Origin of the sequence: Streptomyces sp. SCL15-4 (genome assembly GCF_033366695.1) — a bacterium.
Taxonomy (GTDB): Bacteria; Actinomycetota; Actinomycetes; order Streptomycetales; family Streptomycetaceae; genus Streptomyces.
In genome coordinates, this window is sequence record NZ_JAOBTQ010000001.1 from 7,652,829 (window position 1) to 7,668,077 (window position 15,249).

Annotated in this window: 22 protein-coding genes; 17 read left to right on the forward strand and 5 right to left on the reverse strand. The window is 70.5% G+C overall.

Going from position 1 to position 15,249, the window contains the following annotated elements; genetic code table 11:
* Nucleotide 1: 1 nt before the first annotated feature.
* Complete coding sequence (locus tag SCK26_RS34610) at nt 2–2,530, reverse strand: beta-L-arabinofuranosidase domain-containing protein (protein ID WP_318205315.1); 2,529 nt, start codon at nt 2,528–2,530, stop codon at nt 2–4.
* A gap of 244 nt (nt 2,531–2,774) precedes the next feature.
* On the opposite strand from SCK26_RS34610, the gene SCK26_RS34615 reads away from it, so the two are divergent.
* A complete protein-coding gene (locus SCK26_RS34615; RefSeq protein WP_318205316.1) occupies nt 2,775–3,470 on the forward strand; it encodes a VCBS repeat-containing protein in 696 nt (231 codons plus the stop codon).
* A 19-nt stretch (nt 3,471–3,489) separates the two neighbouring features.
* Here SCK26_RS34615 and SCK26_RS34620 read toward each other — a convergent pair whose 3' ends face one another.
* Both SCK26_RS34620 and SCK26_RS34625 read right to left on the reverse strand, forming a co-directional pair.
* Complete coding sequence (locus SCK26_RS34620) at nt 3,490–4,149, reverse strand: maleylpyruvate isomerase N-terminal domain-containing protein (RefSeq protein WP_318205317.1); 660 nt, start codon at nt 4,147–4,149, stop codon at nt 3,490–3,492.
* 91 nt (nt 4,150–4,240) lie between these two features.
* On the reverse strand, nt 4,241–4,756 hold the full coding sequence (locus tag SCK26_RS34625; RefSeq protein ID WP_318205318.1) for a GNAT family N-acetyltransferase: 516 nt from the start codon (nt 4,754–4,756) through the stop codon (nt 4,241–4,243).
* Between the two features lie 166 nt (nt 4,757–4,922).
* Between SCK26_RS34625 and SCK26_RS34630 the strand changes: the two genes are divergently transcribed.
* Nucleotides 4,923–5,513 carry a hypothetical protein gene (locus SCK26_RS34630; protein WP_318205319.1) on the forward strand — a complete coding sequence of 197 codons (591 nt, stop codon included), beginning with the start codon at nt 4,923–4,925 and terminating at the stop codon, nt 5,511–5,513.
* Here SCK26_RS34630 and SCK26_RS34635 read toward each other — a convergent pair.
* Together SCK26_RS34635 and SCK26_RS34640 are read right to left on the reverse strand one after the other, a co-directional pair.
* Nucleotides 5,485–6,846: an integrase gene (locus tag SCK26_RS34635; RefSeq protein WP_318205320.1), complete on the reverse strand. Its 1,362-nt coding sequence runs from the start codon at nt 6,844–6,846 to the stop codon at nt 5,485–5,487. The genes SCK26_RS34630 and SCK26_RS34635 overlap by 29 nt on opposite strands.
* Nucleotides 6,847–7,272: 426 nt before the next feature.
* The gene (locus tag SCK26_RS34640) at nt 7,273–7,689 is read right to left on the reverse strand and encodes a hypothetical protein (protein WP_318205321.1); all 417 of its coding nucleotides are present in this window, start codon (nt 7,687–7,689) and stop codon (nt 7,273–7,275) included.
* 174 nt (nt 7,690–7,863) lie between these two features.
* Here SCK26_RS34640 and SCK26_RS34645 point away from each other — a divergent pair, with 174 nt between their 5' ends.
* The 15 genes from SCK26_RS34645 to SCK26_RS34715 all read left to right on the forward strand — a co-directional run bounded on the left by SCK26_RS34645 (nt 7,864) and on the right by SCK26_RS34715 (nt 14,973).
* Entirely contained in the window at nt 7,864–8,127 is a 264-nt protein-coding gene (locus tag SCK26_RS34645) for a helix-turn-helix transcriptional regulator (protein WP_318205322.1), read from the forward strand.
* A 3-nt stretch (nt 8,128–8,130) separates the two neighbouring features.
* Nucleotides 8,131–8,433: a DNA-binding protein gene (locus SCK26_RS34650; RefSeq protein ID WP_318205323.1), complete on the forward strand. Its 303-nt coding sequence runs from the start codon at nt 8,131–8,133 to the stop codon at nt 8,431–8,433.
* Between the two features lie 92 nt (nt 8,434–8,525).
* Complete coding sequence (locus tag SCK26_RS34655; RefSeq protein ID WP_318205324.1) at nt 8,526–8,951, forward strand: hypothetical protein; 426 nt, start codon at nt 8,526–8,528, stop codon at nt 8,949–8,951.
* Entirely contained in the window at nt 8,948–9,133 is a 186-nt protein-coding gene (locus SCK26_RS34660; protein ID WP_318205325.1) for a hypothetical protein, read from the forward strand. The genes SCK26_RS34655 and SCK26_RS34660 overlap by 4 nt, the downstream gene beginning before the upstream one ends.
* Nucleotides 9,130–10,371: a hypothetical protein gene (locus tag SCK26_RS34665; RefSeq protein ID WP_318205326.1), complete on the forward strand. Its 1,242-nt coding sequence runs from the start codon at nt 9,130–9,132 to the stop codon at nt 10,369–10,371. The genes SCK26_RS34660 and SCK26_RS34665 overlap by 4 nt, the downstream gene beginning before the upstream one ends.
* Nucleotides 10,368–10,745, forward strand: coding sequence for a hypothetical protein (locus tag SCK26_RS34670; protein WP_318205327.1), 378 nt, complete (start codon nt 10,368–10,370; stop codon nt 10,743–10,745). The genes SCK26_RS34665 and SCK26_RS34670 overlap by 4 nt, the downstream gene beginning before the upstream one ends.
* On the forward strand, nt 10,742–10,999 hold the full coding sequence (locus tag SCK26_RS34675) for a hypothetical protein (RefSeq protein ID WP_318205328.1): 258 nt from the start codon (nt 10,742–10,744) through the stop codon (nt 10,997–10,999). Before SCK26_RS34670 ends, SCK26_RS34675 begins: the two co-directional genes overlap by 4 nt.
* Nucleotides 10,996–11,193 (forward strand): hypothetical protein, encoded by a 198-nt coding sequence (locus tag SCK26_RS34680; protein ID WP_318205329.1) that lies wholly within the window; start codon nt 10,996–10,998, stop codon nt 11,191–11,193. Before SCK26_RS34675 ends, SCK26_RS34680 begins: the two co-directional genes overlap by 4 nt.
* A complete protein-coding gene (locus tag SCK26_RS34685) occupies nt 11,190–11,426 on the forward strand; it encodes a hypothetical protein (RefSeq protein ID WP_318205330.1) in 237 nt (78 codons plus the stop codon). The genes SCK26_RS34680 and SCK26_RS34685 overlap by 4 nt, the downstream gene beginning before the upstream one ends.
* The gene (locus SCK26_RS34690; RefSeq protein WP_318205331.1) at nt 11,423–12,304 is read left to right on the forward strand and encodes a PD-(D/E)XK nuclease-like domain-containing protein; all 882 of its coding nucleotides are present in this window, start codon (nt 11,423–11,425) and stop codon (nt 12,302–12,304) included. Before SCK26_RS34685 ends, SCK26_RS34690 begins: the two co-directional genes overlap by 4 nt.
* Nucleotides 12,301–13,083 carry a hypothetical protein gene (locus SCK26_RS34695; RefSeq protein WP_318205332.1) on the forward strand — a complete coding sequence of 261 codons (783 nt, stop codon included), beginning with the start codon at nt 12,301–12,303 and terminating at the stop codon, nt 13,081–13,083. The genes SCK26_RS34690 and SCK26_RS34695 overlap by 4 nt, the downstream gene beginning before the upstream one ends.
* Nucleotides 13,080–13,664 (forward strand): hypothetical protein, encoded by a 585-nt coding sequence (locus SCK26_RS34700; protein ID WP_318205333.1) that lies wholly within the window; start codon nt 13,080–13,082, stop codon nt 13,662–13,664. The genes SCK26_RS34695 and SCK26_RS34700 overlap by 4 nt, the downstream gene beginning before the upstream one ends.
* A gap of 63 nt (nt 13,665–13,727) precedes the next feature.
* Entirely contained in the window at nt 13,728–14,366 is a 639-nt protein-coding gene (locus SCK26_RS34705; protein WP_318205334.1) for a hypothetical protein, read from the forward strand.
* Nucleotides 14,366–14,737: a hypothetical protein gene (locus SCK26_RS34710; RefSeq protein WP_318205335.1), complete on the forward strand. Its 372-nt coding sequence runs from the start codon at nt 14,366–14,368 to the stop codon at nt 14,735–14,737. Before SCK26_RS34705 ends, SCK26_RS34710 begins: the two co-directional genes overlap by 1 nt.
* On the forward strand, nt 14,734–14,973 hold the full coding sequence (locus tag SCK26_RS34715) for a hypothetical protein (protein WP_318205336.1): 240 nt from the start codon (nt 14,734–14,736) through the stop codon (nt 14,971–14,973). The genes SCK26_RS34710 and SCK26_RS34715 overlap by 4 nt, the downstream gene beginning before the upstream one ends.
* Nucleotides 14,974–15,249 lie beyond the last annotated feature (276 nt).

The following is a 15,249-nucleotide window of genomic DNA, read 5'->3' on the forward strand; positions in this document are numbered from 1 at the left end:
TTCAGTCCTGGGCCAGGACCGCGACCTCGCCCGGGGCCAGGGCCCGGCCGTAGACCCGGAAGTCGTCCACGGCTCCCTTCAGATACGGGTCCGGGTACTGGGAGCGGCCGAGGTAGCCGCAGCGGATGTGATTGCCGAAGTCGCGGGGCTCGACGGTGACGTCGGTGTTCCGGCCCGCCTCGCGGCCGTCGACGTACAGCACGGCGGTGCCGGAGTTGTAGGTGACGGCCACGTGGACCCACCGGTCCGCCGGCAGCGGTCCGGCGTCGATGCGCCGCTCCGCGCCACCGCCGCCCGCGGTGATCGCCCAGCGGAGGGTGCCCGCGTCGCTGAGCGGGGTGAGGAACAGGTTGGCGCCGACTCCGGTGCCGATGTCGAAGACCCGGCTCCAGAGGGCCGGTTGCCCGGTCAGCCGTACCCACGCCGCCACCGAGTAGGCGGACGCGCCCGCCAGCAGGTCCTCGGCGAGCAGCACATGGGCGCCCGAGCCGTCCAGGGCGACGGCGCCGCCGGTGCGGCCCTGTGTCCAGGCGGCGCCGCCGGCGAGTGCCGCGGTCCGTCCGTGGCCGGTGGCGTCCGCCGCCGTGGTCCCGGAGGTCTCGTCGAAGCGGTGCCAGACGGCGAACTCCGGCGGCGGAGGCGGGGCCTGGCCGGTCAGCCAGTAGACGTCGTAGTACTGGTGGTGGATGCGGGCGAGCGGCAGCAGGGTGACGGTCCTGCCGTCGGCGGTGGCCGTGAACCGCAGCGGATCGGTCGAGGTCCGCCGGACGGTGGAGGTGTCCAGGCGGGGCAGCCACCGGCTGGGGGTGTCGCCGGTCGCACCGGCCAGCACCACCGGACCGTGCAGCACCGCCGTGACATCGGGGTCGTCCGGGGTGGCCGCCAGGACGGTGCGCATCGGCAGGCTCACCTCGACCCGGTCGCCGGTGCGCCATGGGCGGTCCAGGGTCAGCCGGCTGCCCGCCGCCGGCCGGTCCGGCAGGATGCGGCCGTTCAGCCGGACGCGCGCCCCCGGGGCCCAGCCGGGGATGCGGATGGCCAGTTGGTGGGCGGCGGCCCCGGCGGCGACCGTGAGCACGGTGGAGGAGGTGTCGGGCAGCCGGGTGGTCTGCCGCCAGGTGATGCCCTTCTCCCGCCAGTGGACCTCGGACGGGATGAACAGGTTGACCAGCAGCCGGTGTTCGTCGTGGGTGTAGACGGTGTCCGCGAGTTTCGCGTGTGTCTCCATGCCCGTGCCGTGGTCGCAGGAGAAGTTGTCGTAGTCGGAGGAGTACGCGTCCGGGTCCGTGCCCATGAAGGACGGCTGCTGTTTGAACGAACCCGGGCCGAGGCCGGTGTAGTAGATGTTGAAGCCGTGCGCGGAGTCCGGATCCTGCTCGCCCAGCATCTGGTTGAACAGGGTGCGTTCGTAGTGGTCGAGCAGGTCCGCGCGGTCCGGGTCCGCGAAGTGCAGCAACCGGGTCAGCTTCAGCATGTTGTAGCTGTTGCAGTTCTCGCAGGTCGCGTTGGACAACTGACCGGCGACGACGTCGGGTCCGTGGAACGCCTCGCCGTTGCTGTTGCCGCCGATGACATACGAGTGGTGTTCGGTGACGATCCGCCAGAAGTTCTCGCCGATGGTGCGGTAGCGGTCCGCCAGGCCCTCCTCCCACATCCGTACCGCGCCGACCGTCTTCGGGATCTGGGTGTTGGCGTGCAGTCCGGCGAGCCGGTCCTCGCCCGCGGCCAGCGGGTCGAACACCCGGGCGTGGACGAAGCGTTCGGCGACCTGGAGCCAGTGGGTGTCGCCGGTGACCGCGTGCAGATCGGCCAGGACGTCGTTCATGCCGCCGAACTCGGTCTCCAGCACCCGCTGCATGTGCGCGGGGCTCAGCCGGCCCGTGCGCGCGTCCACCCACGCGCCGAGCCCGAGGACCACGTCGAGTGCCTGGCCGTTCCCGGCCAGCCGGTACTGGTCGACCAGGCCCGCCATGATCTTGTGCAGGGTGTAGTACGGCGCCCAGACCCCCGTGCCGGCCTCCAGCCGGTCGAAGAAGTCCTCCGGGAACGCCGACAGATAGCCCCGGCCGTACCCGGCCGACGGCGACGCGGCCTGGCACTCGGCCAGCGCGGCGACCAGCCGGCGGCCCTTGTCGCCGAGCGCGCTCTCGCCCGTGGCGGCGAAGGCGAGGGCGAGCCCGGACAGCAGGTGGCCGGTGGAGTGGCCGCGCAGTTCGACGTCCGGCGCCTCCCAGCCGCCACACGGCCGGGCGGTGCTGGGCAGGCCGACGTTCAGCCGGAAGGTGTGCAGCAGCCGGTCGATGTCGACGAAGCGCAGATAGGCGGAGTTGCGGCGCTGGTTGTCCCGGAACGGTCCGGCCAGCAGGGTCACCGCGGTGAGCGGGAAGGGCACCGCGCGGGCGGCGGCGGGCCGGCGCGGTGGTCCGGCGGTGCCCGGCGCCGCGTGGGCGGCCGTGCCGTCCACTGCCGTCAGGGCCGCCGCGGCACCGGCCGCGGTGAGGAAGGACCGTCTGCCGAGAGAGGGGGTCACGAAGTCCTCCGCATGTCGATGGCAGAGGGTGACGTGTCCCGTGCGCCGCCCTCGCGAGGTCGGTTCGAGATATCGAATGCTGTGCGACATGCTGTGCGGGGGTCTACGGTAGAGGACCCGTCCTCGATGTCAATGGTGCCGGGGAAGACGCCCCGGCTCCCGTGCCTGCGGGGCGGGATGACTACGATGCCTCCTCATGGCGGCGGAGCGCGGGCACACCGGGACACCCGGGCCGGGGCGGCCTGTGCGTGCGGCCCTGGTCCTGGCCGGCCTGCTGCTCTGCGCCGGATGCGAGGACTCCCTGGGAAAGCCCCCGCCGCGCCCGGCCGGCCCCTCCGCCGTCACCGCCTGTCTCACCGGCTCCGGTGACCTGATCGCCGATGTGGACAACGACGGCCGCCCGGACCGGATCACCGACCCCTCCCGCCGCGGCGCCCGGCTGTCCATCGCCTTCGGCACCGGCTCTCCTCGCGAACGGACCGTCCCGGCGCGGGGACTGGCCGACCGTCCGGGAGGCCGGCAGCAGTATGTGCGCGCCGTCGTCGCGGACTTCGACCGGGACGGCTGGAGCGACCTGGTCGTGGTCGCGGGGCGGACCCAGGGCGGCGACGACCCGGTCCCGCCCCGCGTGGCCGAACTGCGGCTCGGGCCCTTCTCCGGCACCGGCCGCAGCCGGCGTACCGTACGGCTCGACCTGGGCGCCACCCAGGACATCGCCGTGGCCGACTACAACCACGACCGGTACCCCGACCTGGCGGCCTACACCTACGCGGGCGACGGCGTGTATGTGTTCCAGGCCCGGCTCGGCGGCCCGCGCACCGGACTCGGGTCCGACACCCGCGAGTACACCACGGACGCCGGGGCCACCGGCTACCACCCGCCGGCCCGCCTCCCGCACGCCGGACCGGCGCCCTTCTACCCGCTGTGCGGCAGCGGGTGACAGGGCCCGCGGGAGGGGGTCAGCCGAGCACCAGGGGGAGCCGTCCGGCCGGCGGGTCGCCGAGTTCGGCGCGTTCGGCGCGGGTCGGGGCCCGGCGGCCGGTGCCGATCCGCAGCGCCTCCTCGTCGGACCAGGACACGGGGAAGGGCGCCCCGGCGATCTCCTCCAGCACGGCGCGCGTTCGGGCGAGGCCCTCGGCGGGCGGCCGGGCCGCGCCCGGCAGGTGCGCGATCAGGTCCAGGTGGTGCAGGGTCCACTCCAGGACGTACGCCGAGAGGTAGTCGCCGGCGGTGAGGACCATGTCCTGGGTGCGCACCCGCAGCCCTGGATCGGCCAGGCCCGCCGCGCGTCCGGCGGCCGCGCCGACGTCGTCCAGATGGAACTTCAGCAGCTCCGGCTCCTCGTACGCGGCGGCCAGCCGGACCGTCAGCGCGTCCAGCGGATCGTCACCGGCCGGCGGGGTGTCCGTCACGTGCCAGTAGCTCACCGCGTCGTGCGTCGGCTCCCGCGCGGCGGGCGTCACCAGGGTGATCAGCACGTCCTGGGCGTCGATCACCAGATGGCACACCAGGTCCCGGACGAGCCAGCCGGTACAGCCGGACGGCCGCGCGAAGTCCTCGTCGGCGAGCCCGGCGACCGCCGCACGCAGGGCGGCCCACGAGCGCTGGAAGAGTTCCATGCCCGCAAGCCAACAGCACATCGCGAAGCACTTCGACCGCTTTACCGAAGGGCCCGGTGCGCCGGCCTTCGCGCGGGCGGCGGCGGCCGGCTCAGAACGTCGCGTCCACGAAGCCCATCTTGCGGTTCATGGCGATGACACCGGCGTTCGCGGGGTGGTGGAAGGTCCGGACCGTGGTCGCCGCGCGCTGCCTGGCGAAGGCCATGCCGAGGGTCTTCATGGCGATGGCGATGCCGCGGCCCCGGTAGGCGGCCCGCACCCCGGTCATCTCGTTGAAGACGAAGTCCGGGTGGACCGACGTGGCCGCCATGCCGATCCACGCGTCGCCGTCCAGGGCGATCAGCACGCCGTGGGGGTCGTAGCCGGCGGAGCCGAAACGCCGTTCGGCGTACTCCTCGTACGAGTAGAACTCCCCGCGCTCCGGGATGTCCGCCGAGCACTCCTTGTTCAGCTCGTACAGGGCCCGCCGGTGTTCCGGTGTGTCGCCCAGTTCGGCGAGAGTGGCGAAGCGGATGCCCGCCGCGCGGCAGCGTTCCACGTAGGGCTGGAAGCGCGGTGCGTCGAACGAGGCCAGGTCCAGTTGGAGCTTCACCCAGTGATCGGCCATGCTGCCCCCTCGGTCGGCAAGATCCTCGCCTCATCCTGTCAGATGATCGACCACGGACCAGAAGAGTTCATGGACATGAACTTCACCCATGTGGGTGTACATGTGCCGCGCGTGTGTGCCAAGCTCAGCCAACTTCTCGCTGAGACGGCGGAGTTGGAGGGCGAGCATGAGCGTTTCCCGGCGTGCGCTGCTGGCCACGGCGGCCGGTGCGGCGGCCCTGGTGCCGGCCGCGGAGGCGTCCGCGGCACCCGCGACGGAGAGCGGCCGGCCTGCGGCGGCGACCCTGCGGACGCTGACCGCGGCGGCGGACTACGCCGTGGCGAAGGTCCGCGCCGTCGCGCCCCGCGTGACCGGCTTCCCGGTCGGCACCAGGTTCGAGAAGTGGACGTACTCGCGCGGCGGGGACTGGGTGGGCGGTTTCTGGCCCGGGACGCTGTGGATGGCGTACCTGTACAGCGGCGACGACTCCTTCCGTGCCCGGGCCGTCGAGTCGGCCCGGAACCTGGCCCCCCGCCAGAGCGACACGAGCACGCACGACCTCGGCTTCCTCTTCTACCCCTCCTGGGTCACCGCCTGGCGTCTGACCGGCGACGACGAGTGGCGTATGGGCGCGATACGGGCCGCTGACTCCCTGACGCGGCGGTACAACCCGCGCGGTGAGTTCATCCGGGCGTGGGGCGCGCTTACCGACACCGCCAACGCCGGCCGCGTCATCATGGACACGATGACTATCCATCAAGTACCGGCAACGAGCTGAACAGCGGCGATGCTGCTTCACCCGCTGCCAATGGGAGACGGATGGGAAACGAGGGCATCCATAGCCCAGCCGCAACGACCCTCTTCTCCCACACCTCTTGCAGGTACTTGACGATCCGCTCCTCCATCGCGAGCGTCACCTCGCTGTAGGCGCCCTCCATGCCGGGTAGCTCGTGACCCAAGCGCCCCTCCTTGGCCACCTTCGGGATGTCGGCGCCCGGCTCGTCCAGCAGCGCACGGTGCCAGTGCCGCAGGCGGTAGATGTCCTGCTTGGCCATCTCGGGCACGGCCGGCACCTTCGGCCGGGCGTTGCGCCCGGTCCGCTCGTCCGCTCCATCGCGGATCGGATACCAGTAGTCCCGGTTGAAGTTCGTGCCCACCAGTGGACGCCCTGTCATGGACGTGAAGACGAACGGCTGGTCATGGCTCGCCAGCACCGCTTCATGCATGTGATGCAGGAACGGCGGGATCACCAGCGTGCGGTGTGACTCGTACTTCGGGCCGGCCAGCATCGGCTTCCCGTCGACCCGGTACACCTGATGCTGGACCCGAAGGGCATGCAGCCGAGTCCCATAGCGGGATGCTGCTTCCTCGCGCCGCTCGTCGTCGGGTTCGGAAGCCGGCCAGTAGGGGGAGGCGTAGCCGCGCTGGAGGCCGTACATTTCGCCGGGCGGGCGCATGCCGGTGAAGGCGAGGGTCCAGATGTACGCCCAACCGGTGTAGCCCCATACGGTGTGCGCGTTGACGGCGAGCTGGTGAATAGGCTCGATGGGCAGATGCTTTTTCTCGCGCCGGACCTTCTTCTTCGTGTACCTGCCGCGTCGACTGTGCGTGACGATAGGTGTGTCAGCGCGCAGTTTGTACTTGGTCATCGCGTCGACCATCATCGTGCGAAAGAGGCCGCAGAGCTGTGCTGCGTAGTTGTCCGAGTACCGGCGCTCAATACTGTTTTTCCAGCGCTCGTATTCGATGGGCGTGATTTCCCCGACGGGTCGGCCTTGCCAGTCTGGGGCAATGACGGTTTTGATCATCGACTTGTAGGCGTCGAGGGAGCGAGGGCGCAGGTCTGCGGCCTTGTACCAAGTCCAGGCGTACTCGTCCATCGGCGTCTTGCTGGAGGCGTGCGGGATGTGCTTGCCGTGTCGGACCTCGTATTCGCGGTCGAGGCCGTACTTGTGGGCTTCGTCCTCGTCCTCGAATGAAACGCCCGGCTCAGGCCCTGAAGCTGAGTCATACAGCTTCTTCTTTGTGGGTTTTCCGTCGTCGCCGAGTTTGTACGTGCCGTTCCACCATTTGACGCGGATCGAGTTGCCGCGGACTTCGACACTGGGCATATGTACCCCCCAATGATTGGTGAGTTGGGGGCGTGGCGGGCACCCCTGCCGCCATCGCCTCCGCTGGACTGTCTCTACGATGCCTGACCTATCGGGCAGCCGCCGCAGGTTTCACAGTCCCGGCCCTGTGCCTTCATGAACCGCCTCACGCGCCCCTGAATAGCGCGATCTTCGACAGCCCTGGAGGACAGGACGCACACCTTCTCTCCTGCTACTTGGGTCGGATAGCCGAAGCTGGTCGGCCCAAGATCGAGATAGATGACATTACTCACCGGTCCCCCTTATGTGGCTTGGGACCTCCGCGGGTGGGTCCTATCAGCCTCGCATGCCGAACATGCGAACGGGAGGGGGTTGTTGAGGTTTCATCAGCTCAATGAGGTCACGTTTTGGTCACGGCGAAAAGGTTGTACGGAAGAACGCCCCTAGTCAGGAGCCATCCGTCACGATCCCCGCTCTTCGCAAGTTCTCCACAAGCTCGTTCACGAAGGTGTCAAGCTCGCCAACTGGGGCAGTCGGCAGGGTTGCCCTCGCGGTGTCCCACGCCATGTCGCGCGCCTGCTTCTCGGTCATCCGCGGCGCGGGATCGGGTGACGACGTTGTCGTGCCGCCGGCCAGTACTGGCTCGCCACCTTCCGTGATGGCAGTGCAGCTGCCGATCGCCCAGCCGAGAGCCTTGTCGACCTTGGCATAGGTGGACTCGCGGACGGGCTCGCCTTCTTCGACGCGCTTCCACGTGTTGCGAGTGACTCCTGCCGTGGCGGCGGCTGTGTCGCGTGACGGGTACTGCGCCAGTCGGTGCGCCTTCACGTGCTTCGCGAGACGGTCAAGATCGGGGGTGGCCATGTCGACATGGTCTCAGGTCCAACCAGTTCCAGCTAGTTCCACCTAGGTAAACGGCCGGTTTCCGTGAGGAGCGGGTCATCTACATCCAGTGATGCTCTGGCCACAGGGTCATCTAAGGTCAGAAAAGTCCACCGAGGGCTAGACAGCTAGGGTCAACTAAGGTTAACTCGAGGCATGCACCAACCGCTGACCTACGAGGTCAACGGGGACGCGATCCGCGAGGAGCGCATGCAAGCGGGCCTGACTCAGACCGAGTTGGCCAGACGCGCGGACATAACCCCCCGCTACGTCAGCCACCTCGAAAACGGCACCCGCAGACACATGGGCCCCAAGACGTACCGGCGCCTCCGCAAAGCCCTCAACGCGACCGACGAACGCCTACGGCTCACGCCTCCTCGCCCGACCGAGGACCCTCCTCACCCTGCCGAAAGGGAATGACCCGTGCCCACGGACAAGAGCTGGTACCACCGGCCGCAGCCGCCGGCCGACCCGGACCAGGAGTACATGACCGTGCAGGAGACGGCCTACGTACTGCACGCCAGCACCAACTGGATCCGGCGCCTGGTGCGTGCCAACCCGCACCTCTGCGGCCGGAACGGTGTCAACGGAAAGATCGTGACGGACCGGGAGCAGCGCGCCGAGATCCACCTGATCCGCAGTGCTGGTGACCCGCGTCAGGGCCGCTCGATGCCGCGGCCCCGCCGGCGCCCGACCACCCGCTCGCGGGCTGCTGTCGCCGCCTGACCAACCCCTTGAACGCGCCGAAGGGCCGCCCACCTTGCCCGGCTGACGGCCCCGCGACCGGCGCACCCCACCACACAGAAAGTGAGGCCACCGTGGCCACATCATTGCAGATCCGCAGCAGGGTTCTCCCGCTGCACCTGTCGCCGCAGGCGCGGCCGACGACCGTCCCGGCGGTGTTCCGGGCCGCCGCGCGGATCGTCGCGGCGAACGGGCTCTGGCAGGGCGACTACGTCCCGGACCCGTTCGACCGGGAGATGGACGTGCCGCACGCGCTGCGGCCGATGAGCATCGTCGCGGCGCTGAAGTGCGCGGTGTCGGGTGACCCGCACACGTGGTCGCCGCTGGCGGACGACGCGATCGCCGTGCTGGCGCTGCGCCTGAACGACGGCCCGGAGTACGGCGACATCTTCTCCCTGGAGGAGCACGTCGACGCCTGGGGCGACGTGGAGGGCCGGACCAGGGAGAGCGCCGTCGCGGTGCTGGAGGCGGCTGCGGACGCGAACGAGGTGGCGGCATGAGTGCGCTGCGGATGGTTCGTGCGGAGGACTTGGAGGAGGCCCGCCTCGCGGAGGTGGACCGGGAGTTCATGACCGACTTCGGTCCGGACTGGGCGTCCTGGCTGCCGTGGCAGCAGGAGCAGTACCTCACGGCGATCGAGCGGGTCCACGCCGAGTTCGCCCCGCAGGGGGTGGCGGCGTGAACGCGAAGCGTGTGAGTGCGGCGGCGGACTTGATCCACCGGTCGCAGGTGAACGGGAAGCAGACGGCGGCGGGGGTCGCGGCGGATCTGGACGCGGCGTGCATGTTGCAGTCGCCTGAGGTGGCCGCCGAGATGGCGGCGTATCGGGCGCTGGAGCTGGGTGACCTGGATGGCCGCGTGTCGGCGGCCTGCGAGAAGCCCGGGCACCCGACGTGGCTGCGGCCGAAGGGTGACAACCGGATCTGCCCGTGGTGCTTGGCCGACATGCAGTCGGCGTCGCTCACCGCGATGAGGCGCGAGCTGGATATGCACGAGCGCATCGAGCGTGAGCGTGAGGCGAACCAGCGGATCGATGGATCTCTGGCGGCGGTCGCGAATCTCCGCATCGCAGAACTGAACGAGGAGCGTGACGCGGCCAAGAGCGAGGCGGCGCAGGCTCGCCGTGAGCGGGACTTGATCCGCGAGCGGGTGTCGGAGCCGTTCGGTTGCGCGCACTGCGGTGTGGTGAAGCGGCGGCATGGCAGCCGGTACATCAGCGGTGTGGGCATGCACGCGTGGGAACGCCCCACCGACGAGCAGGTCAAGGATCGGATGCTCGCCCGTCGCGCCGCACGATCCCCGCTGCCCGGGAAACTGGAGCTCGACCGTGCCCACGACGACCTGACCGGCGCGTCCCTCTCCTTGTACGAGGGGGCGTTGGACACCGCGCGGCTGCGGCTGGCGTTGAAGTCGGCGCAGCGCGGCCGGCGGCAGCTTCGGGCCCGGGTCGCCGAGTTGGAGGCAGAGCGGCACGCCACGAATGCCTCGCTGTCCGAGGCGGCCGAGGCGCTGCGCGAGCAGCGGGACCGAATCGCCGGCCTGGAGGCGGAGCGCGCGCGGTATGTCGGTGCGGAGCCGACGATCGCGGAGGAGTTGGCCTACCTGTCCCGCTGCCTGGACTCGGTGCTCGCGTGGTGCGAGAAGGCCGAGGAGCGGGCGCCCGAGTTGGTCGCGGAGGTTCGTGCGGCGGCGGAGGGGATGGTCGAGCGCACGTCGTATCCGCCGGCCCTGCCGTGGGCGCGGCTCATGGACTGCGAGGACCTCGCGGAGTTCCTGGACGAGTTGGCCGCGTCCGCTATCACCCACGCGTCCGCCGAGGTCGCGCTGACCGAGGTGGAGGCGACGTGTGGCCGGTGGCGGGCGATCGCCGAGGCGCAGCACGCCCACAACACCGCACCCGGCGAGGAGACCACTCGATGACCGACATCACGACTCCCGTGGACGGGCCGTTCCCGATCCGCGTCGTCCGTACCGAGTCCGGTGCCGACCTGGACGTGTCCGCGTTCCTGGTCCGCGCGGTGTTCGCGGAGTTGTTCTCGCAGGCGTACGAGGACCCGGAGGGGTTCACCGAGGAGTTCGCCGACATGTACGAGCTGTTGCGGTCGGCGCAGCACGGCGGCCCGGACTCGGCCGCGCGGCACGAGTTCGACGCGCGGATGGAGAAGTACCTCGGCGCGTTCGGTGACGGGCTGATCCCCGTGTACGGCGGGCAGGTTGGCCGCTTGCGTGACCGGCTCGCCGAGATCGCCGCACCCCGCCCCGTCCCCGCCCAGCGCGAGGCAGGTGCGGCATGAACGAGATTCGCGTCGTTCTCCAGCCCGCTGGCGCGATCCCGCACGAGAGCGCCTACAAGCACACCGACATCGACGGCGACCGGCTCCTGATCAGCACCGCGTTGATGCCGGACAACGTGCCCGGGATCTACTTCCGTACCGACCCGAACGGCTCCACGGTCCCATTGGCCGGCCTGCCCCAGCTCATCGCCCAGTTGCAGGTCATCGCCGATGCCTCCCAGGCCGAAGCGAATGAGGCGGGTGAGTCCCGATGACCGCGCTTCAGCCCGAGATCACCGCGCTGGTCGCTCGGCAGCGGGAGCAGCGTCTCGCCGAGGGCGTCGCCGCCGAAGCCCGACACCAGGTGGACGACACGGACCCGGTGTTCGCCCGGCTCGCCTGCGACCACCCCGAGGCGTGCTCGTGCGAGGCCGACTACCCGGGATGGACCCCCGGGGGTGCCGCGTGAGCACCCAGTCCAGCCGCGAGGACCGCTTCGCGCAGCTCCTCACCACCATCCGCGATCACCCCGGGAAGTGGACCGCCGGCCGCCTGCACAAGACGCGCCGTGTGACGGGCGGCCCGGTCCAGCGGGGCACCGCCCGCCGCGACCTGGCCGAACTGGTTCGACGCGGCTACCTCGCTCAGCGCGGCCCGTCCGACGGCCGCTACTTCACCCTCAGGAAGGACGGCTGCGCGTGACCATCACGACCGACGCCGGGGCGCAGGCCCCGGCCGCCGGCCCGGTCATCCGGGACGACCTGACTGCCGAGCAGTACCACGCCGACCGCACATCGATCTCCTCGTCCGGGCTGCGCGCCCTCCTCGCCCCGGGCTGCCCCGCCCAGTTCAAGTACGACCGCGACAACCCGCCGTCCCCAAAGCGCGAGTTCGACCTCGGACACGCCGCGCACCGTCTGGTCCTCGGTGTGGGTGAGGAGCTGGTCTTCACCGAGTACGAGGACTGGCGAACGAAGGCGGCCCGCGAGGAACGCGACGCGATCCGTTACGACGGTGCCGTCCCGCTGCTCGCCCACGAGGGTGAGCAGGTCCAGGCGATGGCAGACGCGGTCCGCCGCCACCCGATCGCGGGCCCGCTGTTCACGCCGGGCACCGGCCGGGCGGAACTGTCGATCTTCTGGACGGACCGGGAGACCGGCGTCCGCTGCCGGGTCCGCCCGGACTGGCTGAAGGAACTCCCGGGGCTGGTCCTGGCCGCGGACTACAAGACGATCAAGTCGGCTGACCCGGAGACCGTCTCTCGGGCGATCCGCGACCACTCGTACCACCAGCAGGACGCGTTCTACACCGACGGGATCTGGGTCGCCCTCAACCCGGCCGACGTGCGGTTCGTCTTCGTCTTCCAGTCCAAGCAGGCCCCGTACCTGATCACGGTGCGCGAACTCGCGCAGCAGGACCGGGACATCGGCCGCGCCCGAAACCAACGCGCCCTCCGCCTCTACGCGGACTGCGAGCGAACCGGCATCTGGCCCGACTGGACCGGCCCCGTCACCGAGATCCCCACGATCTCCATGCCCTCCTACGACACCCTCCGCCAAGCCGAGGAGTACCTGAAGTGACCACCGAAGTCGCCACCCGCGACGAGCAGCAAGCCGTCGTCACCCAGCCACAGGCGCCGCAGCAGGTCACCACCAAGAGCGCCCTCGTGATCTGGGCCGAAGAGGCCCGCGTCGTCGCCAACATCGCCGTCTCCATCGCCAAGACCCCGTTCGCCGGCCAGCTCCGCGGCAAGCCCGAGGAAGTCACCGCGGTGATCCTCGCGGGGAACGAGATCGGACTGCCGCCGATGGCCGCGCTGAAGGCGTTCGACATCATCCAGGGCACCCCGGCTCTGCGAGCGCACGCCATGCGCGGTCTCGTCCAGTCCAAGGGTCACAAGATCCAGCTCGTGGAGTCCGACGGCGAGCACTGCGTGATGCGCGGTCGTCGGGCCGATGACGAGGACTGGCAAACGGTCACCTGGACCATGCCCCGCGCGGCGCTCCTGGGCCTGGTGAACAAGCCGGAGTGGAAGAAGCAGCCGCAGACGATGCTCGTTGCTCGGGCCACGGGCGAGCTGTGCCGGCTGATCGCCTCCGACGTGCTGCACGCCGTGCCGTACACGTCGGAGGAACTCCGCGACGCCAACCACACCACCTACGAGGTACGGCCCGCCGCGGCCCCGCTGTCCGTCGCCGCGATCACCGCCGCCCCGGCGCCAGCCTCGACGCCTGCGGAGACCGGCCCGGATCACGAGTCCGGCTCCGACGAGCAGGACGGCGACGGTCTGTGGCAGCAGGAGCAGGGCGAGCAGCCCACCGGCTGGCCGACCGTGACGCAGCCTGGCGGTGACGCGTGAACGGGCCGCAGCACTACCGCGAGGGCGAGCAGCACATGAGCGCCGCCGAGCTTCTCAACAAGCCCGGAGGCAGGCCCGTTGACCCGACGGCGTCGGCGTTCCACCTGATGGCCGCACAAGCCCATTTCGCCGCCGCTCAGGCTGCCGCCGCTGCCGACCAGCTTGCGGACCGGTACGTCGGCGACGGCCCTCACATCAACGAGTGGCGAAATGCCGTGAGCTGGCTCGCGCCCGCCGAGATCATGGACGGCGACGCGTCGGCGCCCGGCCCGCGCATCCCGGGCAAGCCGTACTCGCCGGCTGTCGAGACCGCGCTGCGGAACCTCAACCTCGCCGGGCATGTCACGCCCGCCGACACGCTGGCCGCCGCGATCCCGGTTATCGCCGGACACGTCGCTGAAGCGCTGGTCGACGGCGAGAACGACGCCGTCCGTAGGTGGGCCCGCAGCATTACCGACGAACTCCGCCGGGTCGGGCTCGACCTCAGGGGCCACGTCGAGCGCCGGGCCGAAGACCTCAACGGCAGTCAGCCGTTCAGCTACGACCTTCCGCTCGGCTACAGCGACGAGCCCCCGTTCTAGCCCGCACACGTACGGCCGCCCCGCGGGCAGTGCGGGGCGGCCCTCCCAAGGAGACCACAGCCCATGAACAACACGCGTATCCCGATCGCCTTCGTGGACACCGAGACGACCCACCTGGACGCCGAGGTCGGCGAGGTCTGGGAGGTCGCGATCATCCTCCGCGACTTCGATGACTCCACGCCGACGGACACGGAGTACGTCTGGCAGGTCCGCCCCGACCTGGCCACCGCTGACCCCGAGTCTCTGAAGATCGGCCGCTACCTTGAGCGGTTCGTCGTGCCGCCGCACGCCGAGGCCGCCTGGACCGGCTACGAGGACGGGCCCGTCATGCCGATGACACGGTCCGAGGCCGTGGCCGCGGTCATGGACGTGCTGAGTGGCGCGGTCATGGTCGGCAGCAACCCGGGCTTCGATGACCGGTTCCTCCGCCGACTGCTCGGCCCCGGCTCGGCGCAGTGGCACTACCGGCCCATCGACATTGCCACCCTCGCCGCCGGCTACCGGTATGGGCAGGCGGCGAGCGGCGCCTACGGCGGCGACTTCCTCTTCCCGCACGACTTCCCCCGCTTCCCGTTCTCGTCGCGCGATCTGTCCCGCGCGGTTGGTGTGGAGCCGCCGGGAGACGACGTGGCACACACCGCGCTGGGCGACGCCCGCTGGGCCCGTGACGTCTTCGACGCGGTGACGGGCGGTGGCCGGTGATGCTGGTCTCCAAGTCGAAGTACGAAGACCTGAAGCGCGCGCTCGCCGTGGAGACGGGTCGCCGGGCGGTGGCAGAGGCGAAGATCGAGCAGCAGGCCGCGACGATCGCCCGCTTCCAGGGCCAGCGCGATGACCTCCGCTCCCAGCTCCAGCACCTCCAGGACGAACACCCGGACACCCCCGTCTCGGTGCAGCCCGCCGTGGGTGACGCCCGGGTCGCGCAGCAGCTCAGCTTGCTGGAGAGGGCCCGGCGCTCGCTGGACGAGCAGGTCCGCACCCTCCACGCGGCGAACCTCGCGCAGGAGCAGGAGATCGTGGTGCTGCGCGCGCAGCTCGCCGCTCTCCAGCCGGTTGAGGAGAGCGCGTCGTGACCCCGGAGATCACCCTCGGCGTCGCCTCTCTCATGGGCGCCCTCGTCATCGCCACCGCCGCCGTCCGCTGGGCTGTCAGCCCCGCGGCGGCCCGCGCCCGACACGCCCGCCAGTACGGGGCTGCGGCGATCCAGCAGTGGGCGTACTGCCCGGCCTGCACCGCCATGGCCCCGGCGACGGTGCACGGGACCGCGGTCCGCTGCGACGCTGGCCACCTCACCGGGGAGGGCCGGTGAGCAGCAAGAAGCACCGTCGCCTCATCAACTGTGCTGCGTGCGGAAAGAGCCGTGAGCACGGAGGCCACGGCTGGTGCCGGACCTGCGTCGCCCGATGGATTTACCACGGCAGGCCCGCTGACGGACCGCCTCCTATCCTCCAGCCCGCACCGTGCGGCACGGACGGCGCCTACCAGCGACACCTCCGCAAAGGGGAGGAGCCCTGCCAGGCCTGCCGCAACGCGCACGCCGCCAAGCAGCGTGCATACACGCGACGCCACTCGGCCTCCAGGCACT